The sequence below is a fragment of the Neorhizobium vignae genome (assembly GCF_000732195.1).
Classification (GTDB): domain Bacteria; phylum Pseudomonadota; class Alphaproteobacteria; order Rhizobiales; family Rhizobiaceae; genus Neorhizobium; species Neorhizobium vignae.
On record NZ_JNNU01000006.1, the window covers coordinates 22,586 to 37,987 of the forward strand.

At 62.7% G+C, this 15,402-nt stretch carries 12 protein-coding genes; 3 read left to right on the forward strand and 9 right to left on the reverse strand.

All coding sequences use genetic code 11. The features are described 5' to 3' along the window. Window positions 1-339: 339 nt before the first annotated feature. Complete coding sequence (gene mprF / locus GQ59_RS11330; RefSeq protein ID WP_037081228.1) at window positions 340-2,922, forward strand: bifunctional lysylphosphatidylglycerol flippase/synthetase MprF; 2,583 nt, start codon at window positions 340-342, stop codon at window positions 2,920-2,922. Further along, window positions 2,919-4,289 carry a virulence factor family protein gene (locus tag GQ59_RS11335; RefSeq protein ID WP_037081230.1) on the forward strand — a complete coding sequence of 457 codons (1,371 nt, stop codon included), beginning with the start codon at window positions 2,919-2,921 and terminating at the stop codon, window positions 4,287-4,289. The genes mprF and GQ59_RS11335 overlap by 4 nt, the downstream gene beginning before the upstream one ends. Window positions 4,290-4,294: 5 nt before the next feature. On the opposite strand, the gene GQ59_RS11340 is transcribed toward GQ59_RS11335, so the two are convergent. From GQ59_RS11340 to GQ59_RS11360, 5 genes are all read right to left on the reverse strand, one after another. Continuing rightward, window positions 4,295-4,804: a MarR family winged helix-turn-helix transcriptional regulator gene (locus GQ59_RS11340; RefSeq protein WP_037081802.1), complete on the reverse strand. Its 510-nt coding sequence runs from the start codon at window positions 4,802-4,804 to the stop codon at window positions 4,295-4,297. Window positions 4,805-4,833: 29 nt separating this feature from the next. Beyond that, window positions 4,834-6,423: a phytoene desaturase family protein gene (locus GQ59_RS11345; protein WP_037081232.1), complete on the reverse strand. Its 1,590-nt coding sequence runs from the start codon at window positions 6,421-6,423 to the stop codon at window positions 4,834-4,836. A 65-nt stretch (window positions 6,424-6,488) separates the two neighbouring features. Further along, on the reverse strand, window positions 6,489-7,271 hold the full coding sequence (locus GQ59_RS11350; protein ID WP_037081234.1) for a cyclase family protein: 783 nt from the start codon (window positions 7,269-7,271) through the stop codon (window positions 6,489-6,491). Between the two features lie 467 nt (window positions 7,272-7,738). Beyond that, window positions 7,739-8,413 (reverse strand): amino acid ABC transporter permease, encoded by a 675-nt coding sequence (locus tag GQ59_RS11355; RefSeq protein ID WP_037081235.1) that lies wholly within the window; start codon window positions 8,411-8,413, stop codon window positions 7,739-7,741. A 76-nt stretch (window positions 8,414-8,489) separates the two neighbouring features. Next, a complete protein-coding gene (locus tag GQ59_RS11360) occupies window positions 8,490-9,287 on the reverse strand; it encodes an ABC transporter substrate-binding protein (protein ID WP_037081803.1) in 798 nt (265 codons plus the stop codon). Window positions 9,288-9,659: 372 nt separating this feature from the next. Here GQ59_RS11360 and GQ59_RS11365 point away from each other — a divergent pair, with 372 nt between their 5' ends. After that, window positions 9,660-10,364 (forward strand): hypothetical protein, encoded by a 705-nt coding sequence (locus tag GQ59_RS11365; protein ID WP_037081236.1) that lies wholly within the window; start codon window positions 9,660-9,662, stop codon window positions 10,362-10,364. Between the two features lie 16 nt (window positions 10,365-10,380). On the opposite strand, the gene GQ59_RS11370 is transcribed toward GQ59_RS11365, so the two are convergent. Genes GQ59_RS11370 through GQ59_RS11385 form a run of 4 tightly spaced genes read right to left on the reverse strand, consistent with a single transcriptional unit; the run spans window position 10,381 to window position 15,328 of the window. Continuing rightward, the gene (locus GQ59_RS11370; protein WP_084683139.1) at window positions 10,381-11,556 is read right to left on the reverse strand and encodes an alpha-hydroxy acid oxidase; all 1,176 of its coding nucleotides are present in this window, start codon (window positions 11,554-11,556) and stop codon (window positions 10,381-10,383) included. Next, on the reverse strand, window positions 11,556-13,433 hold the full coding sequence (locus GQ59_RS11375; protein ID WP_037081239.1) for a dipeptide ABC transporter ATP-binding protein: 1,878 nt from the start codon (window positions 13,431-13,433) through the stop codon (window positions 11,556-11,558). Before GQ59_RS11375 ends, GQ59_RS11370 begins: the two co-directional genes overlap by 1 nt. 1 nt (window position 13,434) lies before the next feature. After that, window positions 13,435-14,310, reverse strand: coding sequence for an ABC transporter permease (locus GQ59_RS11380; RefSeq protein WP_037081241.1), 876 nt, complete (start codon window positions 14,308-14,310; stop codon window positions 13,435-13,437). A 1-nt stretch (window position 14,311) separates the two neighbouring features. Continuing rightward, window positions 14,312-15,328 (reverse strand): ABC transporter permease, encoded by a 1,017-nt coding sequence (locus tag GQ59_RS11385; RefSeq protein WP_037081804.1) that lies wholly within the window; start codon window positions 15,326-15,328, stop codon window positions 14,312-14,314. Window positions 15,329-15,402 lie beyond the last annotated feature (74 nt).

Genomic DNA, 15,402 nt, shown 5'->3' on the forward strand with positions numbered 1-15,402 from the left:
AAATCTTGTCAAACATGTCCCCGATCCCCACGCAGCAACATCGCCGCCAGCGTCGACATCCCCACCCCTGCCGGATGACCCCTGGATGCCTTGGATCCTTAATCTGCGTTAAGAACTCTCGTTTTTCAATCGAAAGTTATATATTTGCTTTCAAAATGCACCCACCGGGTGCATTGCTCTGGATCTGTCCCGTTTGTCGGGATCCCTTGGGCGCACGAGTGCGCTCGAGGCGGCTGTGGGTTTTAAGCATACAGACACATTATAGCCGCGATCCCGTTGCTTTTGCTGCGTATCTGACCAAACTCTAGATGCGTAATTTTTCCAGCACCGGCAGCCCACATGGAATCCACGGTTCGTCAGCCAAGTCGCTTTCGAGACATCCTTGAGACGTACCGTCCCTACCTCATCGCCTTGGCGGCGCTGGCGGTTTTCGCCTTCACCACATTTGCCATCTACAACCTCACCAACGAGGTCAGCTACGACGACGTCATCGAGGCGCTCGGCAATACGCGTTGGTCTTCGATCGGGCTTGCGGTTTTCTTCACGGCACTGAGTTTCGCGGCACTGGTCGGATACGACATCAACGCGATCACCTATATCGGCAGGACGCTGCCTTTCGTGCCTGTCGCGATAACAGCCTTCAGCGCCTATGCGGTCGGCAACACGGCCGGTTTCGGAGCCCTCAGCGGCGGGGCGATCCGGTTCCGTGCTTATTCGCGCCTGGGGCTTTCGCCCGACGACATCGGCCGCGTCATCGCATTTGTAACCCTCGCCTTCGGGATCGGGCTTCTGGCGGTCACGGCGCTCGCATCGCTGGTCACGGCACCGAGGATAGGAGCAATCCTCGACATCGACGGCGCCTGGGTTCGCGCCGGCGCAATCGCGATCATCCTCGTGCTCATCGCTCTTCTGGTCCTCGGGCGAGACGGACGGACGGTATCCGTCGGACGATTGAGCATCCGCCTGCCGGATAGCCGTACGTCCTCGCAGCAATTCCTTATCACGGCGCTTGATGTCGCCGCCTCCGCCTCGGTCCTCTACGTGCTTCTGCCGCAGACGGAAATCGGCTGGCCGTCCTTCCTGGCGATCTATGCGACCGCCGTCGGCCTGGGTGTCCTTAGCCATGTGCCGGCCGGTCTCGGCGTCTTCGAGACGGTGATCGTCGCGGCGCTCGGCAATACGGTCAGCCTCGATGAAGTGCTCGGCAGCCTCGTCCTGTACCGCGTCATCTATCATGTCCTGCCGCTGCTCATCGCGACACTGGTGGTGATCGGCGTCGAAATTCGCCAACTTGCCCATCACCCAATCGCATCGACGCTTCGGAAGCTTGAGTTCCGACTGGCGCCGCCGCTCCTGGCCACCTTTTCCATGATCGCCGGCGCAATGCTGATCTTCTCGAGCGTGACGCCGACGCCGGATTCCGACATCAATTTTCTTGGCAACTACCTGCCGCTGCCGGTGTTCGAGGGCGCGCATTTCCTTTCCAGCATCCTCGGCCTCCTGCTCTTCGTCGCGGCGCGCGGCATCGGCCAACGGCTGGACGGGGCGTGGTGGACCGCCATGGTCTGCACCTCTTTGGCGCTGGTTTTGGCCTTCATGCGCGCGCTCGCGCTTTTCGAGGCGACGTTCCTGATCATCCTGCTGGTCAGCCTGTTCCTCAGCGCCAAGCAGTTCAAGCGCCGGGCGTCGCTGTTCGGTCAGGTGCTGACGCCGAGCTGGATCGCCGCCATGTTCATCGTCGTGGCCGCGGCGATCACGGTGCTGCTCTTCGTCTATCGCGAAGTGGACTACAGCCGCGAACTCTGGTGGCAGTTCGAGTTTTCCGAGGAAGCGCCGCGCGGACTGCGCGCGGTCCTTGGCCTTGCGATTTTTGCGGCGACGATCTCGGTGTTCAGCCTGTTGCGGCCGGCGGCCCGACGTTCGGCACTATCCACGGCGGACGATCTCGAGCGGGCGATCCAGCTCGTCATGGCCCAGGACAATGCCGACGCCAACCTCGTCCGGATGGGCGACAAGCGGCTGATGTTCTCCGAGAGCGGCAATGCCTTCATCATGTACGGCATCCAGGGCCGCTCCTGGATCGCGCTTTTCGATCCGGTCGGGCCGCAGGAGGAGACAGCGGATCTCGTCTGGCGTTTCGTCGAGGAAGCCCGTGCTCGAGGCGGCCGCGCCGTGCTCTATCAGATTTCGCCCAGCCTCCTTTCGCATTGCGCCGATGCAGGGCTTCGGGCCTTCAAGCTTGGCGAACTGGCGATCGTCGACCTGTCCAGCTTCGACCTCAAGGGCGGCCGGCTGGCCGGGCTTCGCCAGGCCGTCAACAAAGGTGCGCGCGAGGGGCTGGAGTTTTCGGTCATCGCGCAGCCGGATGTGATGACACATATCGAAGAACTCCGGCGCGTTTCGGATGCCTGGCTCGAAGATCACAACACGCGCGAGAAAACCTTTTCGCTCGGCGCCTTCCGGGATGACTATGTCAGTGCCCAGCCGGTCGCGGTCCTCAAGAAAGAGGGCCGCATCGTCGCCTTCGCGACGCTGTCGCTTACCGACACGAAACACGAAGGCACCGTCGATCTGATGCGCTTCGTGCCGGATGCGCCGAAAGGGTCCATGGATTTCCTGTTCGTGAAGATTATGGAATATCTCCGCGATGCCGGTTATGGACATTTCAATCTCGGCATGGCGCCGCTCTCCGGCATGTCCACACGCGAGGCGGCACTCGCCTGGGACAGGATCGGCAGCGTTGTGTTCGAGCACGGTGAACGGTTCTACAATTTCAAAGGGTTGAAGGCTTTCAAGTCGAAGTTTCATCCCGCCTGGGAGCCCCGTTATCTGGCTGTGGCAGGGGGCGTCAGCCCCGCCATCGTGATGATGGACGCAACGCTCCTGATCGGCGGCGGCTTGAGGGGAGTGGTTGGTAAATGATGTATCTGCGTTTTCTTGTTATCGTGTGTGCGGCGCTGCTGTCCGGTGTCCCGATGGCGGCTGCCCAGGATCAGCAGGATTATCATACGGGCCTTATCCCGCAGCCGCGAATCCTCGTGCCGAACAATGGCGGCGAACTCGAAGGCATCGTCTTCCTGATTTCAGGCGGGCAGGGCTGGGGGGCTCGGGAGGACACGGAGGCGCAGAAGCTGCTCGCTGCCGGTTCAGCCGTGGTCGGCATCGATTTCCCCTCCTATATCAAGTCGCTCGGCGCCGATGACGGCGAATGCATCTATATGGTTTCCGATATCGAGGACGTCTCCCAGCAGGTGCAGCGACGGATCGGCAATCCGCAATACCGCCACCCGATCGTCGCCGGCATCGGGGAAGGCGGCGCGTTGGCGCTGGCTATGATCTCCCAGAGCCCGAACGCGACGATCGAGGAGGCGATTGCCGTCGATCCGCTGGCCGGCATCCCGCTCGCCAAGGAGCTCTGCACGCCGGCATCCAAGCAGAAGGTCGGCGATCGCACGGTCTATGGCTTTGACGACGGCGCGGTACCGGCGGCGGTGACGATCGTTTCCACGCCTTCGGCCGATGCGGCCGGCAAGGCCCATGGACAGCGCCTGAAACAGGATCATCCGGAGGTCGAGCTGATCAATTCCGGTGAGGCGCCGGATGTGGCGCTGTCACAAGTGCTTGCAACCCGTATCGCGGCTGCCGGCCGGACCAACCAGCCGCTCGACCTGCCGCTCAACGTGCTCCAAGCCAAGCCGGCGATGAACACGATGGCGGTGATCTTCTCCGGCGATGGCGGGTGGCGCGACCTCGACAGCGAAGTGGGAGGTTATCTGCAATCCCAGGGCATCCCGACGATAGGACTGGATTCGCTGCGGTATTTCTGGTCCGAACGCAGCCCCCAAGCGACGGCGGACGACCTGGCGAAGATCATCGAATATTATCGCCGGCAATGGGGCGTCCAGAACGTGCTGCTGGTCGGTTATTCGTTCGGCGCCGATGTGCTGCCGGCCACCTACAACCTCCTGCCGGTCGAGGACCGGGCTCGCGTCAAGCAGATCACGCTGCTCGGCCTGTCCCATGAAGTGGACTACGAGATTTCCGTGACCGGCTGGCTTGGCGTCGCAGGCGACGGCAAGGGCGGCGATCCGATGACCGATATAGTCAAGATCGATCCGAAGCTCATTCAATGCGTCTACGGCACCGATGAGGACGACGACCCCTGCCCGACCCTGAAGGACAAGGGTGTCGAAGTCGTGCCGATCGAGGGTGGGCATCATTTCGACGAGAACTACCAGGCGCTGGGCAAGCGCATCCGCGACAGCCTTCAGACACGGCTGACGAAATAGACCGATCAGATCTCGTGCTTGCGGATGTTGAGGAGGATCTTGTGTAGCGTGCCCGTGAAGGCGCGGTATTCCTCCTCGTCGATGCCGTCGAACATCTGCAGCAGTGAATCGTACATGGTCGGCCAGAAGCGCCCAAAGGCGGCGCGGCCTTCCTCTGTGATCGTCACATCGCGAATGCGCATGTCCTCGGCGCGCGGCGTGCGGCGGATGTAACCCTGGTCCTCGAGGGAATCGAGGGTGCGGCTCATGGTCGACTGTTCGATGACCGCGAACACGGAAAGCTCGTTGATGGTGAGCGAAGCAGAGACGCTAAGGACCGCGAGTGTGCGCATCTTGGCGGTCGACAGGTCGTATTCGCGCAGCTCCTCCGCCATGTTGGAGTTCCAGCGCGAGATGATGCGGTTCATCAGGTAGGGTGCGAAGTGATTGAGGCCGATCTCGCCCATGGTCGGGCGATTTTCCTGATCACCCCCCTGATGCCAGCGCAGCACCACGCCTGAAAACCGTTCTGCCATGAAATCCATGTCTCCTAAGCCGCCTCGCTTCAACGCAGCGACGATGCGAGCAGAAAGCCCGAGCCGCCGGCAAGCCCCGGTCCTGGATGGGTCGAGGCGCCGATATGATAAAGGCCCGGCACGTGGGTGCGGTGGTTAACAGACGACTTGAAGGGCCGCCAGAGGAAAAACTGGTCGAGCCCGCAGAAGCCGCCATAGGGATCGCCGCCGACGAGGTTCATGTTCATCGCCTCCAGATCGGCCGGCGAATAGGCCCGGCGGGCGAGCTTGATTTCGGCGAGGTTTTCGATGTGGCGGGAAAGCAGAGCCTCGACGCGGTCGGCATAAAGCTCGCGCAGTTCGTCGGTCCAGCGGCCGTCGGCAGGTGTGGCGATCTCACCCGCCGCATCGCCCTTGATGAAACGCGGCGCTTCGGGAAGCTGCAGCCAGAGTATCGACTTGCCGTCCGGCGCGCGCGAAGGATCGAAGCTGGCCGGCTGGCCGACGCAGACGGTCGGCTCTGCGGGCAGCAGGCCGCGTTCGCATTCGTTGGTGGCGCGCGATACGCCGTCCAGGCCGGGCGTCAGGTGCAGGAGCGCCACCTTGGCGAGATCCGGATCGCCTTTCCAGCGCGGCGGTGCGGAGAGGGCGTAGTGGATCTGCATATTGCCCTTGCCGTAGCGATAGCGGGCGACGCTTTCCCGGATTTCAGCCGGTGCCGGCTGCGGCCAGTCCTTCAGCAGCCGGTCATAGATCTGGTTCGGCGTCGTGGAGCAGGCGACGCCGGCTGTAGCGTTGATCGTCTCGCCGTTTGCAAGCTGCACGCCGGCGGCCTTGTTATCCGGGCCGGGAAGGATACGTTCGACATCCGCCCCGGTACGGATCGCACCGCCCTGATCCGTGATCAGCCGTTCGAAAGCAGCGACGAGGTTGGCTGCGCCACCCTTGACGATCGGGCAACCGGCGAGTTCGATCGCAAAACCGATGACCTTCAGCATTTCGGCCGAATAGGCGCTTTCCGGCGCCAGGCCGCAATGCAGGACCCAGGGCGTCCATAGGGCGTGAGTGGCCTCCGACTTGTAGGTGGTTTCGAGATAACCGCGCGCCGGCGTCAGCGCGTCGCCGAACCAGGCGGCAAGCTGGCGCAGGCCCTTGCCCCATCCCTGTCTGGCAACCGTCTTCAATGTGGTGCCGGACCAGAGCGCGCCGCCCAGCAGAGAAAACAGGAAGGCGGCATCGGCGCCGAGCGCATTCATTTCCTTGTCGAAAGTCTTGCCGTCGCCGGCCGCGAGCGCCTCGAAAGTTGCGATATTTCGCTGGCGATCCTTGGAGAATACGACGGAAGAACCGTCCGGCCGCACCACCCCGGTCGGCAGGTCCGTATGGGCGAATTCCAGGCCTCGGGCTTCGAGATCCTTGCCGAGCGCACCGTAGGCAGGCGAAGTGAGGAACAGCACCATGGTGGTGGCCATCACGTCATGGAGAAAGCCCGGCTCGGTGATCTCTTCCGTGCGCAGGCAGCCGCCGATGCGGTCGCTGCGCTCCAGGATGAGGACCTTCCTGCCCTTCTTGCCGAGCATGGCGGCGGCGACAAGCGCGTTGATGCCGCTGCCGACGATGATGAAGTCGAAATCCGCCATGCCGCCCGTCTTCCTGCTGGATACGGAAAGGGCCGGAACCTTCCGGGTCCGGCCCTTGGATCGGATCAGGCGATCAGAGCCAGCGCACGGACCGGCGAGCCGGTGCCCTTGACGAGCTTCAGCGGTGCGGCGATCAGTACTGCGCCCTTCGGCGGCAGCTGGTCGAGGTTCGACAGCGATGCAAGGCCGTATTTGCCGGCGCCGTGCATGAGGTTATGGGCAGGGAAGGGCGGGTTCATGCCGCCGGCCGAGCCGGCATCGGTGCCGATGGTTTCCTGGCCCCAGCCGATAATGCCTTTCGAAATCAGGTATTGGATCGCTTCGGCGGTCGGGCCGGGAGAATGCGGGCCGTTCTCGTCTGCGTTCAGGAAGGTTTCGGTCGAGCCGTTGCGCTTGTACCAGTCGGAGCGCATCAGCACCCAGCTGCCGGCCTCGATCGCGCCATGCTCGGCTTCCCATTCCTTGATGCTGTCGACGGTCAACAGGTAGTCCGGGTTTTCTGCGGCTTCCTTGGAGCGGTCGATAACGTTGACCGGCGCCACGAAATTCTGCGGCGGGATGGTGTCGGTCGTGTTGTTCGGCTTGTCCTTGCCGGTGATCCAATGACAGGGCGCGTCGAAATGGGTGCCGGTGTGTTCGCCGAGCTCCAGCCAGTTCCAGGCCCAGAACGGACCGTCCTCGTTATATTCGGAGATCGTGTGGACGGCGACTTTCGGCGTGTTCTTGCCGAACTGCGGCGGCAGGTAAAGAACGGGGGTATCCGGCCCGAGCGGCGCCGTCAGGTCGACGACCTTGACCGAGCCGGAGAGAAGGGCGGAAGCGAGACTGGTGAGCGTTGTGGAAGACATGGTGCCGGGTTCCCCTTGAATGGCCGGTTTCGTTAAGCCGTGCAGCAGCCGGTTTTCCTCTCCGGATGCCGCTGAACGATAAGGGAGCCTATTGCAGAAAATATGAGGATGCAAGCAATTGGGAGAGGCGGTGCCGAGCAAATTTTCGTGGCGCATCGCCGTCAAAAACCTGCGAATTTCCATCTGAAGCAGCCTGTTTCAGACTCGATTGAGGGCACGTGCGAATGGCAGTTCGCGTGCCGGCAAGTTGCCTGTCCTAGCGGCTCCTTTCAGAAAATATATGCATATGGATGAATAGTGGGACGGCGTGAGGGTGCCTTCTGACGCGGCGTTGACAGAGGCTTGCAAGCAGCATCCGTCGGCGGGCGATCCAGCCTGCTGCTGCGCTCCGGTCGGTGATCGGCACGATCAAGACCTCCGCCTGCAACCACCTCTCCGGGGCCGCCTTCGAAAAAGCCCTGCCAGCGTCAGCGCTTCTTTTCCTTGTTGAACCTCTGTTCGAGCAGATTGACTAGCCGCACCATCGGCCAAAGGAAAGCGATGTAGATCAGCGCAGCCCCGATCAGCGGTGTCGGATTGGCATAGAGCGCCTGCGCATCCGTCGCCTCCTTGAGAAGTTCCGGCAGCGCGACCGTGGAGGCGAGCGACGTATCCTTGAACATCGAAACGCAGTTGTTGGTCATCGGCGGAATGACGATGCGGATCGCCTGCGGCAGCACGACCTTGCGCAGGGTGACGAAAAAAGGCAGGCCAAGGGCCGCCGCCGCCTCGAACTGGCCGCGCGGAATGCCCTCGATGCCGGAACGGAAGATTTCAGCCGAATAGGCGGCCATGACGATCGAGAAGGCAAGGCCCGCGGACGTCCAGGAGGACAGGCGGATGCCGACGAACGGCAGCGCGTAGTAGATGAGGATCAGCACCACCAGCATCGGCGCCGCGCGAAAGATGTCAATGTAGAAAACCGTCAGATAACGAACCGGCTTCGGTCCGTAGAGGCGCAGGAGCGCTATCGCCAGGCCGATCGGAATGCCGATGCCGATGCCCGCCACGCCGAGCAGGAAGGTGTTGATCAGTCCGCGCAGCAGCGCCGGAAACGCGTCGCCGAGAACCCCGAGGTTGAAGAATGTATCGAGGAGGGTCATTTCCTGGTGCCTCTAAGCTCACGAAAAAGCCGGCCGTTGCCGGCCGGCATGATTAGGTGTGTTATCGGTAGCCGGCTCAGGGCTTCGGCAGAGGCTGTTCGACGGCTGAGGCCGAACCGGCGGCCGGATCCGAACCGAACCACTTCTTGTGGATCGCGGCCAGCGTGCCGTCCTTCTTCATGGCGGTGATCGCGTCGTTCGCCTTGGCGAGCAGCGGATGGTCCTTGGTCATCATCAGGCCGTACTGTTCGCCGGTCTTGATGCGCACTTTGACGGCGAGATCCTTCATCTTGAGGAAGGCGTATTCCATCCCCGGAACGTCGCTGACGGCCACATCGGCACGGCCGGCGGAGAGATCCATCAGCAGGTCCTGCTGGGCATTGTAGCTCTTGATGTCCGTGATGCCGTATTTCTCCTTGTTGTCCTTGGCCCACTTGTCGCCGGTGGAACCGGCCAGCACGCCGACGATCTTGCCCTTCAGGTCCTCAACCTTGGACACGGCCGCTTCCTTGCGGGTGGCAATGCCCATGTCGGCGTCATAATAGGGCTGCGTGAAGGACTGGCTGCCGAGGCGCTCCTTGGTGATAGTGATCGAGGAGATTGCCACATCGATGCGCTTCGACGCGGTGGCGGCAAAAAGCGCCTGGAAACCGAGGTCGGAAATCTCAACCGTCATGCCGAGGCGTTTGGCCACTTCATTGACGATATCGACCTCGAAACCTTCGAATGTGCCCGTTGCCGTCTTGTATTCGAAAGGCGGGTTGCTCGGATAGGAACCGACGGAAAGTGCTGCGGCGGAGGCAAAGCCGGCGCCCGCGACGGACAAGGCAGCAGCGCCCGCAAGGCCGAAAAAGGCGCGGCGGAAAAGGCTCAAGGTCATGATTGCGTTCCCTCTGTTTCGGTGACCGGCGGGCTTCTTTCCTGCCGGATCGGATGCGAAATTGTTGTTGATGGCCGGCAGGTGGAATGACGTGACGCAAGCCCCCTCCCAAGAGCTATCCGGCGGCGTCCCTATCCTCTTCAACGCGCGTGGGAGCGGATCGTGATCGAAAATCCAGCAAGATTCAAGCGGAAAGATTGAAGCTTAAATCATGTCCGGGCGGTTCTTTCTGGACAGGCAAACAGGCTTGAAAATAGTTTAAGTCTAAACTTGTTTTTCGCCGCCGGCGGTTCGATAGTGGGCTCCCGCCGGGGAACAGAGGCCGCCCGCAATCGTTGCGGTCCCATAGAAGCAGGAAGCCGAGCCATGCGTTTTGCCTATTTCGCCTTTTTCGAGAATGTCGATGGAAGCCAGCTCGCCGTGAGCAAGGCGGACGTCGAGACGGTCGCTGAAATCATCAAGCTGACGCCGGGGCTGACCACCGCCAATCTCTATACGCCCGAAGTCACCAAGGACATGTATAACAAGGATGAGCAGTCGCCGATCTTCGGCATGCAGCTCTATTTCAACGACCTGACCGACCTGGAAGACGCGATGGCGCCGGCCGGCCACCTGCACCAGCTTGCGGCCTCAGGCGTGCTGTCCAGCATCCGCGGTGCGAAGGGCACGCAGCAGGCCATGTATGCGCGGCATTTCCCGGTGGCGGACGCCAAGCTCGATATCGCTAAGAACGGCAATCCCTGCTCCTACGTGGTGCACTATACCGGCCCGGCCGAAGACCTGAACGTCTGGATGCACCATTATGTCCGCCATCATCCGCCGGTGATGCGTACCTTCCCCGGCATCCGCAAGATCGAGGTCCTGTCGCGGATCGACTGGTGCGGTTTTCTTCCCTGGGAGCGGGTCAACCACATGCAGCGCAACCGCGTGATGTTCGACAGCCCGGCGGCACTGCAGGCAGCGCTGCAATCGCCGGCGCGCATCGCGATGCGCGAGGACTTCAAGACATTCCCGCCCTTCGAAGGCGGTAATTCCCACTTCCCGATGGAAACGCGGATCATCGTCCCCTGATGGACGATGAGGCCGTTCAGAGCTTGATATGGTCGCGGTCGAGATCCGCGACCGAGCGGGAGCCGAGAAGCGCCATCGTGCGGCGGATTTCTTCTTCGAGAATGGTGATGGCGCGGGCCGCACCCGCCTCGCCGCCGGCCGCAAGTCCATAGAGCGTGGCGCGGCCGGTCATGACTGCATCGGCGCCGAGCGCCAGGGCCTTGACGATATCCGTGCCGCGGCGGAAGCCGCTGTCGGCGAGAATGGTGATCCTGCCCTTCAGCTTGCCGGCGATCTTCGGCAGGATGGTAATCGGCGACGGTGCGCCGTCGAGCTGGCGTCCGCCGTGATTGCTGATGACGATGCCGTCAGCTCCCGCATCGACGGCCAGTTCCGCATCGCGCAATGTCATGACGCCCTTGACGATCAGCGGACGCTTCCAGATTTTCCGCAGGTGGCGGATGTGGCTCCAGTGAAGGTCCGGCTCCACCTGCTCGCGCGACCAGATGGCCGTGCGGGCGAAAGTCTGCTGATCTGCGGGCAGGAAATCGAGCAGGTTGCCGAAGGGCGGGATGCCGCGGGCCATGACCGATAGCGCCCAGCGCGGATGGCAGAGAATATCAAGCTTGTGGCGGAAGGTCGGGTCCATGCCGGAGCGGTAGTTGCGGCGATCCCATTCGCGGTTGCCGAATGTCGCCGCGTCGGTGGTCACCATCAGCGCCCGGCAGCCCGCTCTCTCGGCGCGGCCGACCAGTTCGTCCATGAAGGTTTGGGAGCGAAAGACGTAGAGCTGCATCCAGTGGGAGAGGTTCGGGATGCCGGAAAGCTCCTCGATCCGCATGTTGGAGACGGTGCTCTGGGTGAAGGTGACGCCCGCCTTGGCGGCGGCTTCAGCCAGCAGCCGATCTCCCTGATACTGGAAGAGTCCGTTGAAACCTGTCGGTGCGATGATGAGGGGCAGCCGCATCTTCCGGCCGAAGATCGTCGTCGAGAGATCGGGTACGCCGACGCCGGTCAGCGTCGAGGGACGGAACTCGATTTCCGAAAAGACTTCGCGGTTGCGGTGGAGCGTCCATTCGTCTTCTGCACCGCCTTCGAGATATTCCAGTACGAAGGCGGGGAGGCGGCTGCGTGCCATGGCCTGGAGGTCGGCGATCGTGACGGCGCGGCCGACATCCCTGCCGCTATAGTATCTCCGTCCGGCGATCGCCATCATTCGACCTGATAGCCGGCTTCCGCCAATACCGGCGACCATTCCGCATTGACGTCATCCGGCGGCACGGCGGCGAGCAGGCTGCGGGTATAGGCGTGCTTCGGGTCGGCAAACACGGTTTCGGTCCTGCCGCTTTCCACCACCTCGCCGCGATACATGACCATTACCCGGTCGCAGAGATAACGGACGACGGAAAGGTCGTGGCTGATGAACAGCATCGAGAAGCCGTGCTCGTCGCGAAGCTTCAGCAGAAGGTCCAGAAGCTGCGCCTGAACCGAGACGTCGAGGCCGGAGACGATCTCGTCGGCGACGAGGATGCGGGGTAGGGTGCAGAGCGCGCGGGCGATGTTGACGCGCTGCTTCTGGCCGCCCGAAAGCTGCGAGGGAAAGCGCATCGCCGCATCCGGCGGCAGGCCGATTTCCTTCAAGAGTTCAGCGGCGCGGTCCATGCGTTCGCGGGTGCTGTTGTGCAGCCCGCTTGCCTCGTTTGCCTGGGTGACGATGCTGCCGATCCGCCGCCGCGGGTTGAGCGCCGATTGCGGATCCTGGAAGACCATCTGGATGTATTCGCGGCGATAGGCCCTGTCGGCATTGCCGTTGGCGGTGATGTCGCGGCCGGCCAGCGTGATCCTGCCATCGGTCGGCGTATCAAGGCCGACAACGAGGCGGGCGAGCGAGCTCTTGCCGCTGCCGCTTTCGCCGACGATGCCGACGAACTCACCTTCGCCGAGCGAAAAATCGACGCTGTTGACGGCCTTGAAGCTGCTGCGCTTGGCGAACGGGCTCCAGGCGGTGGTATAGGCCTTCGTGAGCTTCTCGCCGTTGAGATGGATTCTGGCCGATGCGATCTCGCGGCCGGGAGCCAACGGCGGCGGCACGATGTCCGGCGTCTTTTCGGTGCGGATGCAGGCGGCGATATGGTTCGGGCCGATATCGGCCAGAGGCGGTTCGGCCCGGGTGCAGGCCTCGATCGCGTTCGGACAGCGCGAGGCGAAACGGCAGCCCTTCAACTCCTTTAGCACCCGCAGGCCCGGCATGCGCTCGGGCAGGATGAAGAGGCCGCGGCGCGGGCCGGTGATGGTCGGATTGGCGAGCTGCAGGCAACGCGTATAGGGGTGCGCCGGGGACGAAAAAAGCTGCTTTGCCGGGCCGCGCTCGGCCGGCCGGCCGGCATAAAGCACCATGATCTCGTCGCTGATCTGCGAAGCGAGGCGCAGGTCGTGGGTGATGAAGATCACCGCCGTGCCGTCGCGCTTCTGCATTTCGGCGATCAGCTTGACGATGCGGGCCTGGATCGTCACGTCGAGCGCGGTGGTCGGTTCATCGGCGATCAAGAGGCGCGGGCGGCTGGCAAAGGCCATGGCGATCAGGATGCGCTGGCACATGCCGCCGGAAAGCTGGTGCGGATATTTTTCGAGCAGCGCCGCGCCATGCGGCAGGTGTACGGATTCGAACTCCTTCAGCGCCCGCTCCCGCCAGTTTTCACCCGAGGCAAGGCCGATCCGCAGAAGGTGTTCCTTGATCTGCTGGCCGACCGTCAAGACCGGGTTTAGACCGGAAAGCGGCTCCTGCGGGATGAAGGCGATATCGCGGCCGAGCAGGTTGCGGCGGCGTTCCGGCAGCATGCTCACCAGGTCCTCGCCATCGAAGGCGAGCGTGCCCTTGGTGACCGCAAACCCCTTCGGCAGATATTGCGAGATGGTGCGGCCGATCATCGACTTGCCGGCGCCGGATTCGCCGACCAGGCCCAGGATCTTGCCGGGTTCCAGCGAGAAGTTGAGGTCGGTAAGCACCGGAAAGCTTTCCTTGGCTCCTACCGATTCGACGCAGAGGTTCTGCGCGGAAAGAATGGGATTCTTGGTTGGGAGAATGGCCATGTCAGGTGCGCTCCGTCTGGGTCAGGCGCGTGTCGAGGGTGCGGCGCAGGCCGTCGCCCAGGATATTGAAGCCGAAGACCGCGAAGAAGATCGCGAAGATCGGTGCGATCAGGTTGAACGGCGCCTCGTAGATGTTCTGGCGCGCATCGGCGATCATCTGCCCCCAGGCCGCCGTTTCCGAGCCGACGCTCATGCCAACGAAGGAGAGGATCGCCTCGACGATGATGGCGACGCCCATTTCGAGGCTCATCAGCGTGATGAGCAGCGGCAGCGTGCCGGGCAGGATTTCGCGGGTGATGGTGCGCCAGTGCGAGAAGCCGATGAGCTGTGCGGCGGAGACGTAGTCTCGCCGGCGCAGGACGATGACTTCGCTTCGCAGCACGCGACAGAAGCGGGTCCAGTCGACCAGGATGATGGCGAGCACGACGTTGCGCAGCCCGGTGCCGAGGCCGACCATCAGGATCAGGGACAGAATGACTGGCGGAAAGGAGAGCCAGATCTCGACGATGCGGCCGATCATCCAATCGACCCAGCCGCCGAAATACCCGGCGACGTGGGCGAAAAAGGCGCCGACGATCATCGCGCCGATCGAGGCGGTAAACGCCACGGTGAGCGCCACGCGGGCGCCGAAGATCAGGCGGGAGAGGACGCAGCGGCCGAGGCTGTCGGTCCCGAGCGGAAACATCGCATCGCCGCCATCGGCCCAGACCGGCGGGGTCAGGATCGACAGCAGGTTCTGTTCGTTGGGATCGTTGGGGGCCAGATAGGGCGCGAAGATTGCGCAGACGACCAGAATGAAGATGATCACCAGGCCTGTCTGGACGCGGCCGGATTTCAGCCAGAGCGGAAGCGGTCGCCCTTTAGCGTGCTGTTGCATGTCAGCGCACCCTCAGTTTCGGGTTGAGGATCAGGTAGAGACTGTCGACCACGATGCTGATCACCAGAACGGCGACGCAGTAGGTGAGCCCCGCACCCTGGATGATCGGCAGGTCCGCGTTGCGGATCGCATCGACCATCAGGTTGCCCATGCCCGGGTAGGAATAGATGATCTCGACCAGCAGAGTGCCCCCGAACAGGAAGCCGAACTGCACGCCCATCAGGCTCAGCGTCGGCAGGATGGCGTTCTTCAGGCCGTGGCGGATCAGGATGCGCTTTTCGGAAAGCCCGCGCAGGCGCGCCTGCTGGATGTAGTCGTCCTGATAGGCATCGAGCAGGCTCGAGCGCAGCACGCGCATGAGAGAGGGGGACAGGGCGATGCCGAGTGCGAGGCACGGCAGGATCATGTGTTGGAGCGCATTGAGCAAGGTCGGGATATTGCCGGTGATCAGGCTGTCGAACAGGAGAAAACCAGTGACAAGTGGGCGCTCGAAGCCGGGGCTGAGACGGCCGGTGAAGGGCAGGACCTCGAAAAAGACGCCGAATATGAGGAGCAGGAACAGGCTCCAGAGAAATTCCGGAAGCGAGAGCAGCAGGATGGACACGAAATCCATCACCGCTTCGGCGCGGGTGCCGCGCACGTAGAACAGGAAGAGCCCGCCTGCGAGGCCGAAGACGGTTGCGACCATCATGGCAATGACGGCGAGCTCGATAGTGGCGGGCAGTGTCGAGCCGATCAGGCTCGTCACGTCCTGGCGGAAATGGATTGAGCGGCCGATATCACCATGGAAGAGCTTGTTCAGCCAGATGCCGTACTGCTGGTAGAGCGGCAGATTGAGCCCCATTTCCGTGCGCATCGCCTCGACTTCCTGGACCGTCGCATTGGGCGGCAGGGACATGGCGGCCGGATCGACCGGCAGGATGCGCAGGATGCAGAAGAGAAGCGCGGAAACAAGCAGCAGGATCGGTATCGCGGTGAGGACACGCTTTACCAAGAGTTTGGCAATGGTCGCAAACATGCGCATGCCCCGTATGACGATGTGAAGGAATGGGTCCGGGCGTGCCCGGACCCCAGGATGGCGCGGTCAGCCGG

Bases quoted from the DNA above. Each gene is read 5' to 3' on its own strand.
- mprF (WP_037081228.1), top strand. From the start codon at position 340: ATGGAATCCACGGTTCGTCAGCCAAGTCGCTTTCGAGACATCCTTGAG.
- GQ59_RS11335 (WP_037081230.1), top strand. From the start codon at position 2,919: ATGATGTATCTGCGTTTTCTTGTTATCGTGTGTGCGGCGCTGCTGTCC.
- GQ59_RS11340 (WP_037081802.1), bottom strand. From the start codon at position 4,804: ATGGCAGAACGGTTTTCAGGCGTGGTGCTGCGCTGGCATCAGGGGGGT.
- GQ59_RS11345 (WP_037081232.1), bottom strand. From the start codon at position 6,423: ATGGCGGATTTCGACTTCATCATCGTCGGCAGCGGCATCAACGCGCTT.
- GQ59_RS11350 (WP_037081234.1), bottom strand. From the start codon at position 7,271: ATGTCTTCCACAACGCTCACCAGTCTCGCTTCCGCCCTTCTCTCCGGC.
- GQ59_RS11355 (WP_037081235.1), bottom strand. From the start codon at position 8,413: ATGACCCTCCTCGATACATTCTTCAACCTCGGGGTTCTCGGCGACGCG.
- GQ59_RS11365 (WP_037081236.1), top strand. From the start codon at position 9,660: ATGCGTTTTGCCTATTTCGCCTTTTTCGAGAATGTCGATGGAAGCCAG.
- GQ59_RS11370 (WP_084683139.1), bottom strand. From the start codon at position 11,556: ATGGCGATCGCCGGACGGAGATACTATAGCGGCAGGGATGTCGGCCGC.
- GQ59_RS11375 (WP_037081239.1), bottom strand. From the start codon at position 13,433: ATGGCCATTCTCCCAACCAAGAATCCCATTCTTTCCGCGCAGAACCTC.
- GQ59_RS11380 (WP_037081241.1), bottom strand. From the start codon at position 14,310: ATGCAACAGCACGCTAAAGGGCGACCGCTTCCGCTCTGGCTGAAATCC.
- GQ59_RS11385 (WP_037081804.1), bottom strand. From the start codon at position 15,328: ATGTTTGCGACCATTGCCAAACTCTTGGTAAAGCGTGTCCTCACCGCG.